The following is a 16211-nucleotide window of genomic DNA, read 5'->3' on the forward strand; positions in this document are numbered from 1 at the left end:
ACCATTTTTGTCAACTTCCCATTATTTCAATAGGTAGCCAAGCTACAGACAGGTTAAGCTATGAATTTAGTCGACATTACCTGTAGATGTCCAAACTTCTGCTCGTCTGTTCTCTGCTCTTCCCTCTGAACTCTCATTAGAGGCGATCGGCTTGCCCTCACCAAAAGAACGAATAACCAAGCGATTCTTCTCTACACCATCAGCAACCAAAGCATTTGATGTTGTAAGTGCTCTTTGTAGCCCCAAAGCTTGGTTGTAGCCTTCATCACCAGTGCTGTCTGTGTGCCCATCAACAGTGACCGAGTTGCCACTAGCCTGCAATTCGCTAGCTAATTGAGTTAAGGCTTTGCTGCCCATTGGCGTTAAGTTGTGTTGATCAAACCCAAAGTGAAGACGAGCCAATAGCCCGTGACGCTCTTGGTTACTTATCCAAGTCTCACATCCTGATTGATTCACACCCATGTTGGACTGTCTGGCTAAGGCTTGCTTCAATGCACTACTATCAGATTGCTGTTCGATCTGTAGAACGCCCTGTCTGTGCTGGGCAATACCCACCACATCATCAACCCTAACGCTATGTTGGTATTCACTGAATGCCGTGTCGCAATAAACGTTGATACTTTGTTCCGCGTTGGCGTGTAGACTATATTGTAACGCCGATAGGACGATGGAGCCGATCATTAACTTTTTCATATTTTCCTTTAGTACAGCTTAGTTGTTCCGCTTGTTTTTGAGCCTTTACGGATGAGTTCTTCAATCTTTTCAATTAGTTCATCTAGATTGGATACATCAATGATGTCTTCATTTGGATCAACTACGCAGTCTTGGAATCCGAATTGGTTAGACGCATCAAAATCGATACCAATCACGCCTATGTATAAACCTGGTATGGCCTCTCTCGCTTGGTTACACATTCCTCTATCAACCAACTCTTTGAGGATTCCATTTGGAGGGTTCTCTTCCCCATCGCTCAAAATCAACAGCATCTTTACCTTACTATCGTAAGCCTGTTGCTCTTGTGCATTGTCGCTGTGAGGGTTCCCATCATTTAAAATTTGAAGCCCTCTCAATATACCTTGATATGCCGATGTTCCACCGGACGGCCACATTCTATTAATCACTCCTACATCAGACAGCTTATTTGACATTGGTAGCGTATAAAACTGCATTGGGTCAGAAGCACCATGCCATTTAAATAGAGCATTGTTTTGTGCATGGTAGAAATTTGACTTTAGCGCTGATTTATCGGTGAACATAGTCGACAAAGTTGTCGGGAAATCAACGTAATCAAAAACATCCGGCGATGTTATGCGGGTTAAACGAAAGACATCCATGATACGCCTAGCTGCGTCATAATTATCTTGTCTTGGTTCATCACAATGAAGCTTATTATAGGCACAGTTGCGTATCTGTTGTTTTGAGTACTGACTCCAATAAACCCAATCCAAATCATTGTAGGAATATGGCGACAAATAGTTGTTATAGTTGCTTTTATAACTTAACTGACTCGTTACATTTGTATCGTATTTTGCAATTTTTTCTCTCGTTCTTACGTTAAAAGGTGCAAAACCAACGCGATTGAGCAACTTATTTGCGGAATTAGCTTCTTTCGGCTCAGCGCAAACCTCTTGCCACTCACCCTCCACATATACCCGACGAGTAGATGTGCAAAGCAATTTTCTTGAAATTTGATCAACTGCAGTCTTTAGGTCATCGATCTTCTTAGTATTGTCGACACCCCACCGTAGAGCCATTGAGCCAGAGAAGTCCAACACAAACGCAAGATCGATGTTATTGTCACCAAGATAAGTAGAGTACTTTCGAGCAAGAGACCGTCCCGCTAGAACTTGCTGCTCATCAAATGAAGGGATAAAACGGCTCGCAAACCAAGAGTCATGCGTCGTTTTTGCATTAACCGTGTATTGGATATATTCAAGAACTCCTGCTCCCTCATCTTCTGCTTGATGAAACCTCTGGGTAGAAAGATTCGTTGACTTAATGTCTCTCACGTAATTCTCGACATATTGGATCGCTAGCCCGCGCGCTAGATCAAGCTCATCTTCAATGGTCACTGCTATCGCTGCCGCCTCTGCAGAGTCTCTTAGGCGACTGGTCTCTTGTACGTAGCGTGTGCCTTCAACCGCCCAAAAGGTTACTCCCATGATAGGAACAAGTAATAAGCCCATCCATACCGCAGCAACCCCTTGTTGTTTTCGAAGGCTGGGGTGCTGGAGATTGATTTTCCGTTCAAGCTGCATTTTCATCTCCTTATCTCCCCGGCATGATTGAAGAAGATGTAATCTTGACGGAAGTGCTAGTACCGCCGTTAAAGAAAGGTTTGAACCAGGAGCTTTCTTCTTCACAAAGGCTAACGCGGTATAAAGGGTAAACAACACCTTTATCTACCGGCGCTAAATCCGCATGATCAATAATTGAGTCGGTTTGACAGTTTAAGCTTCTGAACTTACTACTACTAAACTCAGCAACATTATTGTTGTTGGTTAACGACTCTATCTTGATGGCAACATTGTTAACGGGCGTATTCAGCATTCGACTTGCAACTTTCACCATATCTCGTAATTCTTTCTGTGTAACGGAAACGTTTTGCCCGGCTAGCACATCGCCATCAAAGTAACGAGAGCGTTCTTTGATAATATTCACCAAAGCAAAACTCGATCGATCAAGCTTTGCGCGGGTAAGTAATTGATTGCTCAAATCAGCAGCAAAAAGGTAAACACCCCAAAGTGCGATCAGTACAAACAGTAATTCAATGGTAAAAGAGCCCTGTTGACGAGACGCGGAGCAAACACGTTGTTTACAACTCATCATCTTTCCAACCCTCATGTTCTAAATTCAAAACCATGGTACGAGAGATATCTCTATCTGCAGCACCTGCTAACATAATGACCGGCGTGTAGCGGTAGGTTATAGTGATTTCGGCAAGGTCATAGTTGAAGTTCAAACTTTGCCCAGCGTGTCCTCTGTTCGCCACGAAATCATCATAGTTTTTAAAATACCTTCCTTTGATCGAGAAACGTGAACCGTCAATTAAGAAGCGCCATAAGTTGTCATCATCTTCAATTAAGGTTCTGAACCTTTTCTCGTACTGCTCGTTGATCCCTTTACCCTCATAGATCTTGGCGTTTCTGATGGTTTCTCTAAGCGAGTACTCGGTCATGTTCACGACGTAGATTCGATAGCTCGACTCGAAAATTGCGAAGGTTGCAAAGAACAGAACCAGAGCACCCAATACAAACTCAATGGCAGTGACTCCCTTCTGCTTATTAAGGCGCTTCATTAGACGCTCCCGTTTGAGTGAGCTCGGCAGTAATAGCCTGAATTTCTTGCGTCGAAAAGTCGTCTTTTAGTAGTTTTTGGGCTGAGTTGACTTTGTCCGTTTTCATCAATGCTATCGCCAAGTTTGCTTTGACGATCTTATTAGCGGGATCTTCTTTCAACACCGGAGCTAACGTTTCAATCGCCTGATGATACTCACCATTAGCTATCTGAATCATCGCGATATTATTCTTTATTACAATGTCGTCGTAGCCACGTAAGCGAGCAAGACTCAGCTCCTGGTATGCTTTTTCGTACTGACCTATTTTTGCATATGACACACCGAGTAATACGTGGATTTGACCGGAATTGTTTCCGGCCTCAACCGAATTTATATAAGAGGAAATAGCACGGCCAATGTCATTTTTATCATCGAAAACTTGGCCCTCTAGCTGATACAAACTTGGGTTAACGATGCCCTCTTGATGAAGGTGTTGAACATAGAAATTTGCCGATTCGATATCACCTTTGTGAAAGTATGCCCAGGCCAGTCTCTGTTTCACAGCTGGATCTTCCGAGCCCTGCTCCAATTGGTATTTGTAATAGCTGATAAGACCATCGTAGTTTTTAACCTTCTCCATATTGGTCACATCAGCGTACAGTTGTTCTTGCTCAGTAGGTGTCGATTGGCAACCCGCTAACAGGCTTAGCGTTAACAACATCAAATAAGTGCGCTTTTTATTCATTCGACCGGCCCTCTAGATACTCAATGTCATTTGCATTATGCTCGGTGCAAGAATCAAAATGACGATTGGAAACATGATAAATAAGATTAAAGGCACACTCATTTTGGCAGAGAGCTTACCGACCTTCTCCTCAACCGTAAGCATTTGCTCTTTACGCATATCCTCAGCAAGGTCACTGAGTATTTGTGCGACGGACGTTCCGTATTGCAAGTTCTGAATAATAGTCAGAACAAAACTTCTCACCGCAGGGGTTGGAATACGCTCCGAAAGGTCATTCAAAGCCTTTTCGATACCATGTATTTTACCTGAGTCAGATGTGCGCTTAATTTGGTAGCAAAGGTCAGAGTCGAACTCTGCAAGCTCTAGAGCCAAATAGGCTAAACCAGCCTCTATAGTCATACCGGTTTGTACACATACTGACATCATGTCCAAGAGGTAAGGAAGCTGTGAGGAGGTTTTTCGGATAAGTATCTTACGGCGCACTTGCAACAAAGTATCTGGAAGTACAATTACAGTAATTAAAGAGGTAATCGCGACCAACAGTTGGTTACTCGAAGTCATGTCTCCCATCAGAATCAAAATAGAGACCAAAACCAATACCAATACCTTCGCGGGAAAATAGAACTTCGCCCATTTCGTGTTGTAATATCCCGCTTCGATCAGTTTCTGCTCGAGCTCATCATGATGCTCCTTGCCAAATCTAATGAAAAATCGATTCAAGCGCGAAGGCGGTTTAATAGCATCAGTCGCTAGATAATTCGCTAATTTCTGTCTGCGCTGTTCGGCCTGTAACGACTCGATGATCAAAAAGAGCAGCGACAAAAACAGCACAATAAGTGCAGCTAGTATCATCATGCGCGAACACCTCTTACTAATAACCAAACAATAAATAAGCCGATAAGCTCACTGCCCAGCACATAAAACAACACGACTCTCCCCTCGGGATCATGAAGTACAAAATCAACATTAGACGGATTGATTTGGTTAAGAATAACCATAAAAACCATAGGGATAGCAGCAACTATCTTGGCTGATATTCGGGCTTCCGAAGTCATTGCCATCTTCTTTTTTTCTAACGTTCTAGCATCGACCAACACACGAATTAATCGAGCCAACACACCTTTAAGTTGTCCGCCTCGCGCAATATTGGCTCTAAGCGTTACAGTAAAGAATAAAAACTCTGAATACGGGTAGTTTTTACACGAGCGTTTAAGTACTACTTCCGGAGACTCACCTAACTTAAGTCGGTCTCCCATCAACTTAAACTCACGCCCGATAGGATTGTGCATCACTTCGCCGACATAGCTAATGGCGTGCATTAAACTGTCACCCGCCGTCACGGCACTCATCAGAATATTCAACGCGTCAGGGAAGGTATTTTCGAAATCTCGGCGCCTTTTAGTCACCAAGAAACGATAGCCGAAAAAAGTAAAAACGAGAGCTAACACAGGTACACACCAAGCTTTAGTCATCGATAATAGATTTATCACGACGTACCAAGAGACGACCAAACTACCCATGATGTATAAAGCGATATACAAGGTTGAACGCGGCCCCAACACCATCAGGGTAGGTGAAATAGACTCTCTAAACCTGTGCCAAACCTGTCTCCCAACTAATGATTTCACGTTAATAGCGTCAAAACTTTCAACTTCTACGTCTTCAATATTGAAGAATTGATTGACTTTTTTTACCTTTGAATCTCGGATCAAAAGAAGTAAAAGAGCGAACAGGATCAATGAAATCCAAAGCATGCTAGACTCCCTTGAAGGATTCGATAAGCTCTTCATAAAGCCCAAAGAATTTCGCTTTTTTCACTAACTCAGAGCGCTGCATGATCCCATTGGTGACAAACTCCCCTTTCACATTTTCGCCGAAAAGAGCATCGTCGTGCCGAAAGCCATAAATCTCTTCCATCACCACGCTATCGCCTTCAAGTCCAACAATTTCCGATATACTGGTAATTTTGCGCGTGCCATCACGAAGCCTATTAACTTGCACAACCATCTGAACGGCACTCACGATTGTTCTTCGAATCGCATCTAACGGCTGATTCAAGTTCGCCATCATCACCATTGATTCAACACGGGCAATTGCATCTCTCGGCGTGTTCGCGTGCAGTGTAGACATAGACCCATCGTGGCCGGTGTTCATCGCTTGCAACATCTCAAATGCTTCCGAGCCACGACATTCACCGAGAATAATTCGATCAGGACGCATACGAAGCGCGTTGATCACCAAGTCTCGCTGAGTCACAGCCCCAGTTTGTTCAACACTGGAGGTTCGCGTCTCAAGTCGAACTAAGTTAGGTTGTTGCAGACGCAGTTCAGCGGCATCTTCAATCGTGACGATACGTTCATCTTCCGCAATGTATTGAGACAAAGCGTTCAATAAGGTTGTCTTACCGGAACCAGTACCACCAGAGATAAGCACATTAATACGACAGCGAGACGCTATCATTAATACTCTCGCCATATCAGGTGACATCGAACCAAAATCGATCAAATCATCAAACCCGATATTCTGCTCTCTAAACTTTCGAATAGAGATCGATGTGCCATCCAGCGCAATCGGTGGAATCACGATGTTCACACGGCTACCGTCATCTAACCTGGCATCAACCGTTGGAGAGAGGTCATCAACGCGTCTGCCTACACGTGAAACGATACGCTTAGCAATAGCCAACAACTGCTCTTCATTCACAAACGAAACTTCGGACTTTTTGACCTTGCCATGTCGTTCGAAAAAGATGTTATTGGGCCCATTAACCATGATATCGGAGATAGACTGGTCTTCGACCAGTGGCTGCAAAGGACCAAGCCCAAACAGCTCGTCGATAAGGCTTTTCACTAAACCAGATTTCATCATCGATGTGATGGGTCTCTGGTAGCTATTGGCTAATAAGTCTACTGCCGCTTGTATCTGTGATTCTAGTTCTTTGCGGCTCATTTTCTGAACCGCTTCGGCGTCTAGCGCTTCAAAAATTTGACCACGAAAGGCGAGATATAAGTCTTTATTAGAACTCATTTAACACGCACCTTCTTTAACCAAGAGTTCATCGCTTTCTGGTCGATCGGCTGGCCATTAATAAGTTTGACCAACTGCTCCATAGAGTGACTAATATTTCGGTCGTGTTTATGTCCTCGCTTGCCATCAATAATGATGTGCGCAAGCGACTTACAATAATCAAACTCTAGATCAACACTCATTCCCAGATACTTATTAAGATCCGACTTTTCCAACACAAAAGAATTTTTAGGACGATGGTAGTTAGCGACCATAATGATGCGAGTACGCGACGACAAAGTCAGCTGTAAGCTCTCTATCTTTTCATAGAGCCGCTTAGCATTTCTCACCGATGACACCGATGCGTCAAACACCAACACAACCACATCAAAATTTTCTACCAAGAGTTGTGGTTCAACTTTGAAGTCCACAGCCCCAGAAAAATCTTCAATAATGAAGTTGGTGTTTCTCGCCAACAGTCCACATAAGGTTTGGCTATAATTAAAAATACCACTTGGGCTCTTCTCACCATCAATCGCTAATAAACGAAGATGCTTACGAGCATTAAAGAGGTAGCTCAATGCACCCTCTTCGTCCATTTCGTGTAATGGCGTGGTAAACTCATCAATGGTTCGCGGCATAAAATCTTTTAGCCCAAGCAAAACATCAATATTAGTACCAGCATTTTGATGGTCGACAAGAATCGTATCTGAGCCTTGTGTCGATAACAGTGACCCAAGCTCAGTAGAGATAAACGACGCGCCCACACCACCTTTGCTACCAACAATAGCAACGTGCTTTGCTTTACGTTTCTGGCTTACACCAGAAAAGGTTTTGAGGTTCTTACTCACGTGAGTTAAGAAGTCCGCAAATTCTTGTTTATTCACCGGCCAGAAAACGTAGTAGAACCCCATCTCTTTAAGAGAGCGAAGCGTTGAAATAGCATCTTCTTTACCTATAACTACCACGCCTTTATGAGTTGGTAGTTTACTAGCGAAAGCTTTTGCATCTTCTACAACATTGCTCGACTCATTAAGCTCAAGAATCACAATATGACTGCTTTGTTGCTCGGTAACTTTGGTTAATCCGGCCGTTGTGTTTACGCAAGCTGGCTCATCCCACCCTTCAAACAGAAATACTTCTTGAACTAGATTCAAACACTCTTGTGATTGATAAAATAACGTACACCCTGCCACACCGCTCGAGGTTGTCAGAACTGGCTTGGCCTTGGTTGCTAACGCTTTTGTCAAATCAAACATTATTGTTCTCCTACCAATCTTGATTTGTGCGCCACTTGCTTCAATCTCATCGACTCAACAAAACAGTCAGACTGCCTCAAATTGACATGTATTTGGGCTGGCTTGCACGTTTGTGTCTTCAAGCGTGTTAGCGTTACTTTGATTCCTAGGTCACTTGGCAACGACTGGGCATACCGATAAACAACTCGTTGTGGTGTGATAATATGCGATGGGTACTTTTTAAAAATACTCTGTAGCAGCTGTTTGTTCGCAGCTGACTTATAATCCACCACATAGGTAGCCTCTTTATCGACCGATTCAATTTCCTGTATCAAGTCACTAATCTGCTGAACTGTTTTATCGCGTTTTTTTATCACAAACTCAAAACTATGGTGCTCTTTGTAAACTAGAGCTTCAGCACCTTGACCAACGAAATACTGTTCAGAAGCACAGCCAAACAGTGAGGCAGAGAACAAGGCTATCAATGCTAATTTCTTCATTGGATAAATCCTCCTTGCGACAGCAGACGAATTGTTGCATCAGACGACGTCACTTCCTTACCATCCCATTTGATGTTCAACCAACGTGCCAATGTCGATGTCTTCTTAATGTACGGAAGTTGAATATCTTTTGGCTTCATTGGCTCCACTAGATTTACAGTAGCGACAATAACCAATTCGGTACGTTTTCTTTCGGTGGTTGCTTTTCTGAACGCGGCGCCAAGAACTGGAATATCACCAATAAATGGGATCTTTTGCATTTTTTCCAAATCAGCGCTGCTCATCAAACCACCCAGAACAAAGCTATCACCATCGGCCAGCTCCACCGTTGTCATTGCACGACGAGAAACAAGCTGTGGCACTTTGATACCAGCGGCTTCAACATAACCCTCAACTTCACTCACTTCAGGTGCCAGTTGCATTCGGATCTTGTCTTGGCTCAACACTTTGGCCGTTAGATCCAGCTTGATACCGAACTCTTTGAATGAGATGTTGACGTTATTATTGGAAGACATGATTACAGGTACTTCCCCACCAACCAGAAAACTTGCTGACTCACCGGATAATACGGTTAAGTTCGGCTCAGCCAGAACCTCTGCGATCTGGTCATTTCCTAACGCTGTAATTAAGGTAGTGAGATTAGCCGCATCGAATTGGTCAAAAACAAATTGCCCGACACTTGAACCTACCGTGCTCCAATCAGAACCGATGGTTTGTCCAAACGATTCTGTCACTTGCGCGACCGATATTTTGACGTTCACCTGCTGAATCGTGGCGACTTCAATTCGCTCGATGATCCCTTGCCACGTCATATTGCGAGCAAACACCATGCTTTCAGACTCTTCATAATCCGAACTGTCGGATTTAAATTTTAGCTTTTGTGTTTTGTCCCATTTCTCCATTTTTTCTCGGTTTAGTAACGTCGCGACCAAGCGATAAATATCGTCACGCGTTTCTTCTGAATCAACGATACCACTCACTGCAACTTGCTCACCTATTGACTGAACCTTTACTTGAGCGTCAGGAAAATGGAATTTAAGTTGTTTTCTAACGTCCGTTAAGTTCAAATCAACAATAATACGGTCGGATAGCAGCACATCGTTATCCACTCCATAGACAATCAATCGCGATTGGCCCACACTGTTCGCAAACACAACAAGAGTGCTATCGTTGATTACCTTGTAATCGACGATGTTAGGGTTGTTTATGAACACTTGACCGATTGGTGTTTTAAGTTGAATGTGTTGGCCATCATTTAAAGTGATAGAGCGATCAGCAGCGAAAGTGTTTGTTGTTGAAAGTAAGCCAAACAGCGTTACTAGAATGGAGCCAAACAATGCTCCTTGATGGATAATCCTCATCACAAAGCCTCTCTTGGGTTGTTCTCATTACCACGTAACTCATTAACTCCTGTGTAGTTATCAATGATGTTACGCACCTCGGCAAACTCAGGCTGACTATAGGTTTGGCTGCGATAAATTTCGATGTGCATGGTTCGTTGTGCAAGGGCAAGTTTGGGTAGATCATCCGGGCTTACTTCAATAACAACCGTCGTTAAGCCAGCTTCTTCACTTGGAGAGCGAGCAGTAACCGATCTGTCCCCTGTGTCATCATTTCCGATATTGAGCACCTTGACATGTTTCAAAAACATCGACGCCTTCACTCCGCGAAAACGCTTCGGCTTATCTAGGTTGCCAGCCAAATTGGCATGAGGAGAGCTCACCGTAAGCACATCGACAAAAGACCCCGGCCGGATGTAGTCATTAATCAAGTTTTTATCGCTAACTTTCAATGGGTACAATGTCATGTTCTCGGTAACGAGAAGATCGATGTAGCCAGGTCTACCAGGGCTCACTTGATATTCAGGTAATACCACATCACCAGAGCGCAGGTTTCGATTTAATAGAATGGAAGGCGAGAAACTGATTTGTGTATCTTCTCTGACACCAAGTTTTAGTGCTTCACTAAGAGGCAATTGTTGTTTAACAACGTCTTGTGCATTGACTGCATGCCCTTTTTTAAGCGCTTCAGTTGCAATCCACACTCCCACATGTTCTTCGCTTTTTTCTACGACCACTTCATCAGCAGTGTTCGGCTCGGTTTCAGTCTTAAACAAATCGACAGCGCCTAATGCGCCCACGATTAAAGCAGCGATGGCAACAAGTAATACCAGTCGTGATCTCATAATATTCTCATTTTTTGAGGTTATATATATGGCGTAGATTTGGTTAAAATAACCAAATAGAATCCGATACTGATAGCCACACCGTACGGAATACCTTTTTGATCATTCAACGTTTTTTTCGCTAGTATTTTGTTAATCAACTTTGTCTTTACGAGATAAAAAACAACTAAAATCCCACCAGAAAAAGCCATCATAACGAGTGCCCCAACTAGATCATGAACAGGAATGGTAAGTGATAAGACAGATGCATATTTAATATCACCAGCACCAATCCAAATTAGCTTATAAAGAACAAGCCCTATACTTAGCACAAGTAGAAAGCTGATCGTTTGAATGTCTAATGGGGATAAGGAACACTGCAAAAGCAGCAATACGTATAAGGCGTTATTTTGTATTTTTCGGTAGAGAAAGTCAGTGGCTGACACATATATAATCAATATCGCCAAACCTACTAGATAAAATTCATGACTAAAAATAGGGACGCCACATAGTTTGAGTAAAATAATTTCATTTTATAGCGAAAATAAATTATGCCAGACATCTTTAACATGGTACTGGCATAATGATTTGCTATATTAAACTTCCTAGCGAATAAGATTTATTATGACTTATCACTTGCAGTGTCGATAGAAGTTGCTACTTGTGCGAACGCAGCCTCAAGCTTGCCAATGAAACCTGTAGGGCCCACAGCTGTAGTTACTAATACAGCCATTGCAACAGCAATCAGGCCATATTCGATCGCAGTCACGCCGCGTTCATCGTTTTTAAATGAATGGAAAAAATTGCTAGCAGACACGTATGCTTTAGTTAACATTAGATCTTTACCTATACAGTTGAATATCAATAATTGACTCGCTTTGAGCAAGTTAATCATCACACTAAAATTCAAGAATTAGCACATAGCTAAGTTAAGCAAGTTTAAGGCAAGAGTTTTATCCTAATTACTGAATAGCCAACAAACTGAATGTTATAAACATTAAACTCCTTGATACTATGTAACAGATAAATAAAAGCCCCGCTAAAAAGCAGGGCTGAACATTTACATTTTGTTTAATTTTGACATTTTTAATAGAGATTAAAACTTAATACATCGCTACTTTTCTTCAAAACGTTTAGCTAACTGATAGAACTCGTTTACTTGTTCTTTAAGCTCTGTCGAATGATCCTTCACAGAATGAGTGGCAACTAAATTCTGTTCTGCAGTCGACGCGATAGATTGCATGTGAAGATTAACCTCGCTCGAGAGAGTACGTTGCTTATGTGCTGAGTTTTCTACCGACTGCATCAATTCATTCATGGATTGCATCAGGTTTTCAACGTCAGATAAACGCTCTGCGCTCACCTTCGCCACATCACCGCACGCATCGGTCTGCTCTCTGTTCGCCAAAATATCTTTCTGCCAACCTTCAATGGTTGTGAGCATGGTTTCAATGCTCTCTTTAATTTGTACTGTCGCGTTCGAGGTGCGCCCAGACAGCGCACGTACTTCATCAGCCACTACGGCAAAGCCTCGGCCTTGTTCACCCGCTCTAGCCGCTTCAATCGCAGCGTTCAATGCCAACAAGTTTGTTTGTTCGGCGATTCCACCAATCTCTTCCATAATCTTGCTTACGCTCTGCGCTTGGTCGCTCAGTTGGTAAGTCGTTTGCGTCGCCTTTTCGGCCTGAGAAGCTAGGCTCTCTAAGTTTTGATGAGTTTGATTAATGCTCTCTTTAGCGCCGGCACAGGTTTGCAAAGTCACATCAACAATCTGGTGCGCTTCTTCAGTACGAGAAGATACCTCGTTCGCGGTGACTTCAACCTCTTCCGTTGCTTCACGCACTTGTAGAATGTCTTTTGTTTGTTGATCTAATGCTTCTGATACTTCAAATGATGTGGCATTCAGATTATCGGCTAAGTCCTGCAGCGGTTTCGCAGAATCGGTCATACGGCCGAGTACCGTGCGAATTCGAGCAGACAAAAGTTTTAAGTGAAAATCGGCCACGGAGAATTTGCTGTTACCTGAATAAACAAGGCGGCTCACACTGTCGAATTTCGACTGCAGTTTTTTCAGCTGTAAAGGAGTATCAATCAGCTCTTGTCGGAAAAGCAGAGCTAATGCTGAAACAGGCAGCAAGCTAAGAAGCCATTGGGATACCTGCCCTACTTCGACAAGGTTTGAAATCAGAGGCGCAGCCAGAGAACCCAACAACACCGCATAGCGAACACTATCACTGATCTGCAATGACCATTGGCGGCCAGATTTCTCAGCCTTCAATAAGCCTTGGTAGGCCTTATCTGCAACCTGCACCCACTCGTTCTTCGGTTTAACACGAACAGACTGATAACCACTCACCTTGCCGCTCTCGTAGATTGGAGTAACGTAAGCATCGACCCAGTAATATCCACCAGATTTAGTCTTATTTTTTACAATCCCGCGCCATGCCTTACCTTGCTTCAGATTAACCCACATATCGGCAAACGCCGCTTTAGGCATATCACCATGCCTAACAATATTGTGGTGTTGCCCTAGCAATTCTTGTTGGCTGTATTCTGCGATGCGACAAAAAGCATCATTACTATAAGTAATCACGCCTTTAAGGTCGGTGGTTGATACGAGTTGTTCGTTTTCGCTGAGAAGCGTTTCACGAGATTGAGAAGATGAGCTGACAGTCATTATATTAACTTTTGTTAATTATTATTTTAGGCGAGGAATATATACAATTATTAAAGTTATGACAAAATGTGAACATCACATTTTGTGTAAATGCCTGCTATTTAAACAAAAATAAGCCAGGTACCTCACAAAGCTCAATGCCTCACGTCTCTTCAATCTAACGATTACGACTCATCTAAGTTCACGGCGGTACTAAACTTCACAGTTCTCATTGACACAGAGGTGTGGAACTTACGAATGTTCAAATCTTTACGCAGTACCCGCTCAACAAAATCTTCATAAGCTTGAATGTCTTTGACCGTAACAATCAACATGAAGTCAAAGCTGCCTGAAATTTGGTAACACTGAGTCACTTCCGCAGCCTTCGAAATAGAGTAGCGAAATATCTGATAGATGTCCCCTCGATCTCGCTCCATTTCTACAGACACAACCAAAGTCATCTTACTGCCTGTAAGCTCAGGATTGATGATAGACACATCACCGACGATTACGCCCTCCTCTCTCAAGCGCCTTACTCGCTTTAAACAAGCAGGTGGTGACAAGCCAACAACCTCAGCCAGCGCCTGATTAGGAATTCGGTTATTCTTTTGAAGCTCTACGAGAATGCTTCGATCTATTCGGTCTATTTCCATAATTTCTTAGAACCACAACTTTGTGACTTATAATTTTCAATTCTACGACAATTAAAAAATTTCACGCAACTTCACAAAGCAATTTCAAAATTATGATCACAGCAATCGCGATAAGATCTTCTCATACAACATAATCGAACAATGGTCGTAACAATGAAATTCACTTATCAATTCTTTAAAGAACTCCTTAAAGAAATTTTCGATGTCACCTCGACGCTTTTTCGAATCATGATTCCAATCATCATCGTTATAAAGGTAGTTGAAGAGCTCGGCGGCATCATGATTCTTAGCGAATGGCTGAGCCCAATAATGGAAAGTGTTGGCTTACCGAAAGAAATGGGGTTGGTATGGGCAACCACCATACTCACTAACATCTATGCAGGGTTGATTATTCTCATCAGTTCCGATGTTCCCCTTACTGTCGCTCAAGCCTCAGTATTAGGCAGCATGATGCTTCTCGCCCATTCATTGCCAATTGAAGGCGCAATAGCGAAAAAAGCAGGCGTAAGCTGGCTTGCCACCTTATCAGTCAGAGTCGGCGGCAGCTTGGTATTGGCATGGCTACTGAATCTCAGCTATCAATACGGAGATTTACTCAACTATCCAGCAACCGTTTTATGGCAGCCAGAAGTATCGTCAGATAACAGTTACATCGGTTGGGCTATCGAACAACTCAAAAACTTTGCAGTGATATTCATGGTGATTTCAGCACTGCTACTGTTACTTAAAGTTTTAAAGGTTCTTGGCATCGAGAAGTTAATGGCTCTGCTGCTACGACCATTTTTAAGACTACTAGGCATCAGCAAAGATGCGACCAATCTAACCATCATAGGGATCACGCTCGGTCTTTCGTTCGGTGGCGGGTTATTGATCAACGAAGCAAAGAAAGGACATATAGCCGCAAGAGACGTGTTTACCGCCATTATGCTACTCAACCTGCTCCACAGTTTGATTGAAGACACCTTGTTGATCTTGCTGATTGGGGCTAATTTTTACACCATATTCTGGGGAAGAATCGTATTTTCAGTCCTCATCGTTGCTTTAATTTCGCACGCTATTAAACGTGTCAAACCAACGATTTGTGAGCGTTACTTTTATCGCGACGTATCCCAATCATAACAGCGAAAACTCACCTTAAACCTTTTAGCAAAAGAGCCGACACACAGGCTCTTTTATCATCAGCTTTTTCACTACCCAACTTGTTCGCCGCTCCAACCCAAAAATTTGCGTAACATTGCGCCCACAAGCGCTTTCACCTCTCCTCAATCGAAGAAATCGTGATAATTCGAGTGAAAATAATTTAAACACGAATAATCCATCATTGGGCTGACAATAAAATTCACTATTCTTATATCAACACAAAGTATAAAGGTATTTTTATTACTATCTAAAGCCTTACCTCTATTAACACGAGAGACAATAACCATATTATCCACACTGATACTTACTATTAAAACAATCAACTATAAATTCACCAAAATGAAATAAATAACTGACAATAAGATAATTATCTAAGGCTATTTGATATTAACTCTTAATGTTGAAAATAGGATAGACAATAACTTGTAAAAATTTACAGTTTGATTGGTTAATTTTATAAATATATTTTGTTACACAATCGAAACAAATGGCTAATTATAACAATGTCACATAAAACAATGGCTTTAATGGTTCTGTCCTTATCCTCACTGTCACAGGCTTCCACTATAGAGAATGATGAACCATTGCTGAAGTCATTGATTGAACAAGGCATTATCTGTCCCGGCTTAAATTATAAGGACAACCAAGAAGCTTTGCGTATCTATCTCAATGCCAAAGCAAATAAGAACCATCAGCCTAATTTCGATTTAAATAAAGATATAAAAAACCAACGTCAGGTAAATAAAGCACCAAAAGAGTGCATTAGACCAATATCGGTGAATAACACCGGTGAAGGAAGTTGATATTAATATCGACATGGAAATATAAAAAG

18 protein-coding genes are annotated in these 16211 nt (G+C 42.4%); 2 read left to right on the plus strand and 16 right to left on the minus strand.

What is annotated here, in order from left to right:
- Nucleotides 1–66: 66 nt before the first annotated feature.
- From CWO08_RS00050 to CWO08_RS00125, 16 genes are all read right to left on the minus strand, one after another.
- Nucleotides 67–693, minus strand: a complete 627-nt coding sequence (locus tag CWO08_RS00050) for an OmpA family protein (RefSeq protein ID WP_102530396.1) — start codon at nt 691–693, stop codon at nt 67–69.
- Between the two features lie 8 nt (nt 694–701).
- On the minus strand, nt 702–2258 hold the full coding sequence (locus tag CWO08_RS00055; RefSeq protein WP_108019377.1) for a pilus assembly protein: 1557 nt from the start codon (nt 2256–2258) through the stop codon (nt 702–704).
- A gap of 10 nt (nt 2259–2268) precedes the next feature.
- Nucleotides 2269–2826, minus strand: a complete 558-nt coding sequence (tadF, locus tag CWO08_RS00060; protein ID WP_102431314.1) for a tight adherence pilus pseudopilin TadF — start codon at nt 2824–2826, stop codon at nt 2269–2271.
- Nucleotides 2816–3298: a TadE/TadG family type IV pilus assembly protein gene (locus tag CWO08_RS00065; RefSeq protein WP_102431315.1), complete on the minus strand. Its 483-nt coding sequence runs from the start codon at nt 3296–3298 to the stop codon at nt 2816–2818. Before CWO08_RS00065 ends, tadF begins: the two co-directional genes overlap by 11 nt.
- Nucleotides 3285–4022 carry a lipopolysaccharide assembly protein LapB gene (locus tag CWO08_RS00070; RefSeq protein ID WP_102530398.1) on the minus strand — a complete coding sequence of 246 codons (738 nt, stop codon included), beginning with the start codon at nt 4020–4022 and terminating at the stop codon, nt 3285–3287. Before CWO08_RS00070 ends, CWO08_RS00065 begins: the two co-directional genes overlap by 14 nt.
- A 12-nt stretch (nt 4023–4034) precedes the next feature.
- Nucleotides 4035–4877, minus strand: a complete 843-nt coding sequence (locus tag CWO08_RS00075; RefSeq protein WP_102422951.1) for a type II secretion system F family protein — start codon at nt 4875–4877, stop codon at nt 4035–4037.
- Nucleotides 4874–5776, minus strand: a complete 903-nt coding sequence (locus CWO08_RS00080) for a type II secretion system F family protein (RefSeq protein WP_102530399.1) — start codon at nt 5774–5776, stop codon at nt 4874–4876. The genes CWO08_RS00075 and CWO08_RS00080 overlap by 4 nt, the downstream gene beginning before the upstream one ends.
- 1 nt (nt 5777) lies before the next feature.
- Entirely contained in the window at nt 5778–7049 is a 1272-nt protein-coding gene (locus CWO08_RS00085) for a CpaF family protein (RefSeq protein ID WP_102530400.1), read from the minus strand.
- Complete coding sequence (locus CWO08_RS00090) at nt 7046–8287, minus strand: P-loop NTPase (RefSeq protein WP_102530401.1); 1242 nt, start codon at nt 8285–8287, stop codon at nt 7046–7048. The genes CWO08_RS00085 and CWO08_RS00090 overlap by 4 nt, the downstream gene beginning before the upstream one ends.
- Nucleotides 8287–8766 carry a hypothetical protein gene (locus tag CWO08_RS00095; protein ID WP_102424947.1) on the minus strand — a complete coding sequence of 160 codons (480 nt, stop codon included), beginning with the start codon at nt 8764–8766 and terminating at the stop codon, nt 8287–8289. The genes CWO08_RS00090 and CWO08_RS00095 overlap by 1 nt, the downstream gene beginning before the upstream one ends.
- Nucleotides 8763–10127 (minus strand): type II and III secretion system protein family protein, encoded by a 1365-nt coding sequence (locus CWO08_RS00100; RefSeq protein ID WP_108019379.1) that lies wholly within the window; start codon nt 10125–10127, stop codon nt 8763–8765. The genes CWO08_RS00095 and CWO08_RS00100 overlap by 4 nt, the downstream gene beginning before the upstream one ends.
- Nucleotides 10127–10951 (minus strand): Flp pilus assembly protein CpaB, encoded by an 825-nt coding sequence (cpaB, locus tag CWO08_RS00105; protein WP_102530403.1) that lies wholly within the window; start codon nt 10949–10951, stop codon nt 10127–10129. The genes CWO08_RS00100 and cpaB overlap by 1 nt, the downstream gene beginning before the upstream one ends.
- Before the next feature lie 20 nt (nt 10952–10971).
- Entirely contained in the window at nt 10972–11427 is a 456-nt protein-coding gene (locus CWO08_RS00110; RefSeq protein ID WP_102530404.1) for a prepilin peptidase, read from the minus strand.
- A gap of 125 nt (nt 11428–11552) precedes the next feature.
- A complete protein-coding gene (locus CWO08_RS00115) occupies nt 11553–11765 on the minus strand; it encodes a Flp family type IVb pilin (RefSeq protein ID WP_102530405.1) in 213 nt (70 codons plus the stop codon).
- A gap of 279 nt (nt 11766–12044) precedes the next feature.
- The gene (locus CWO08_RS00120) at nt 12045–13607 is read right to left on the minus strand and encodes a PAS domain-containing methyl-accepting chemotaxis protein (protein WP_102431325.1); all 1563 of its coding nucleotides are present in this window, start codon (nt 13605–13607) and stop codon (nt 12045–12047) included.
- Nucleotides 13608–13771: 164 nt separating this feature from the next.
- Nucleotides 13772–14239 (minus strand): Lrp/AsnC family transcriptional regulator, encoded by a 468-nt coding sequence (locus tag CWO08_RS00125; RefSeq protein ID WP_102431673.1) that lies wholly within the window; start codon nt 14237–14239, stop codon nt 13772–13774.
- Nucleotides 14240–14392: 153 nt separating this feature from the next.
- On the opposite strand from CWO08_RS00125, the gene CWO08_RS00130 reads away from it, so the two are divergent.
- Both CWO08_RS00130 and CWO08_RS00135 read left to right on the plus strand, forming a co-directional pair.
- On the plus strand, nt 14393–15358 hold the full coding sequence (locus CWO08_RS00130; RefSeq protein ID WP_102431672.1) for a hypothetical protein: 966 nt from the start codon (nt 14393–14395) through the stop codon (nt 15356–15358).
- 524 nt (nt 15359–15882) lie between these two features.
- The gene (locus CWO08_RS00135) at nt 15883–16182 is read left to right on the plus strand and encodes a hypothetical protein (protein ID WP_102432304.1); all 300 of its coding nucleotides are present in this window, start codon (nt 15883–15885) and stop codon (nt 16180–16182) included.
- Nucleotides 16183–16211 lie beyond the last annotated feature (29 nt).

Source organism: Vibrio sp. 10N.286.48.B8, assembly GCF_003050085.1.
Taxonomy (GTDB): Bacteria; Pseudomonadota; Gammaproteobacteria; order Enterobacterales; family Vibrionaceae; genus Vibrio; species Vibrio crassostreae.

Coding starts and splice junctions, on each gene's coding strand:
- CWO08_RS00065 (WP_102431315.1), bottom strand. CDS start 3,298: ATGAAGCGCCTTAATAAGCAGAAGGGAGTCACTGCCATTGAGTTTGTA.
- CWO08_RS00075 (WP_102422951.1), bottom strand. CDS start 4,877: ATGATGATACTAGCTGCACTTATTGTGCTGTTTTTGTCGCTGCTCTTT.
- CWO08_RS00080 (WP_102530399.1), bottom strand. CDS start 5,776: ATGCTTTGGATTTCATTGATCCTGTTCGCTCTTTTACTTCTTTTGATC.
- CWO08_RS00130 (WP_102431672.1), top strand. CDS start 14,393: ATGAAATTCACTTATCAATTCTTTAAAGAACTCCTTAAAGAAATTTTC.
- CWO08_RS00120 (WP_102431325.1), bottom strand. CDS start 13,607: ATGACTGTCAGCTCATCTTCTCAATCTCGTGAAACGCTTCTCAGCGAA.
- CWO08_RS00090 (WP_102530401.1), bottom strand. CDS start 8,287: ATGTTTGATTTGACAAAAGCGTTAGCAACCAAGGCCAAGCCAGTTCTG.
- tadF (WP_102431314.1), bottom strand. CDS start 2,826: ATGAGTTGTAAACAACGTGTTTGCTCCGCGTCTCGTCAACAGGGCTCT.
- CWO08_RS00115 (WP_102530405.1), bottom strand. CDS start 11,765: ATGTTAACTAAAGCATACGTGTCTGCTAGCAATTTTTTCCATTCATTT.
- CWO08_RS00095 (WP_102424947.1), bottom strand. CDS start 8,766: ATGAAGAAATTAGCATTGATAGCCTTGTTCTCTGCCTCACTGTTTGGC.
- CWO08_RS00135 (WP_102432304.1), top strand. CDS start 15,883: ATGTCACATAAAACAATGGCTTTAATGGTTCTGTCCTTATCCTCACTG.
- CWO08_RS00055 (WP_108019377.1), bottom strand. CDS start 2,258: ATGCAGCTTGAACGGAAAATCAATCTCCAGCACCCCAGCCTTCGAAAA.
- CWO08_RS00100 (WP_108019379.1), bottom strand. CDS start 10,127: ATGAGGATTATCCATCAAGGAGCATTGTTTGGCTCCATTCTAGTAACG.
- CWO08_RS00050 (WP_102530396.1), bottom strand. CDS start 693: ATGAAAAAGTTAATGATCGGCTCCATCGTCCTATCGGCGTTACAATAT.
- CWO08_RS00085 (WP_102530400.1), bottom strand. CDS start 7,049: ATGAGTTCTAATAAAGACTTATATCTCGCCTTTCGTGGTCAAATTTTT.
- CWO08_RS00125 (WP_102431673.1), bottom strand. CDS start 14,239: ATGGAAATAGACCGAATAGATCGAAGCATTCTCGTAGAGCTTCAAAAG.
- CWO08_RS00070 (WP_102530398.1), bottom strand. CDS start 4,022: ATGAATAAAAAGCGCACTTATTTGATGTTGTTAACGCTAAGCCTGTTA.
- cpaB (WP_102530403.1), bottom strand. CDS start 10,951: ATGAGATCACGACTGGTATTACTTGTTGCCATCGCTGCTTTAATCGTG.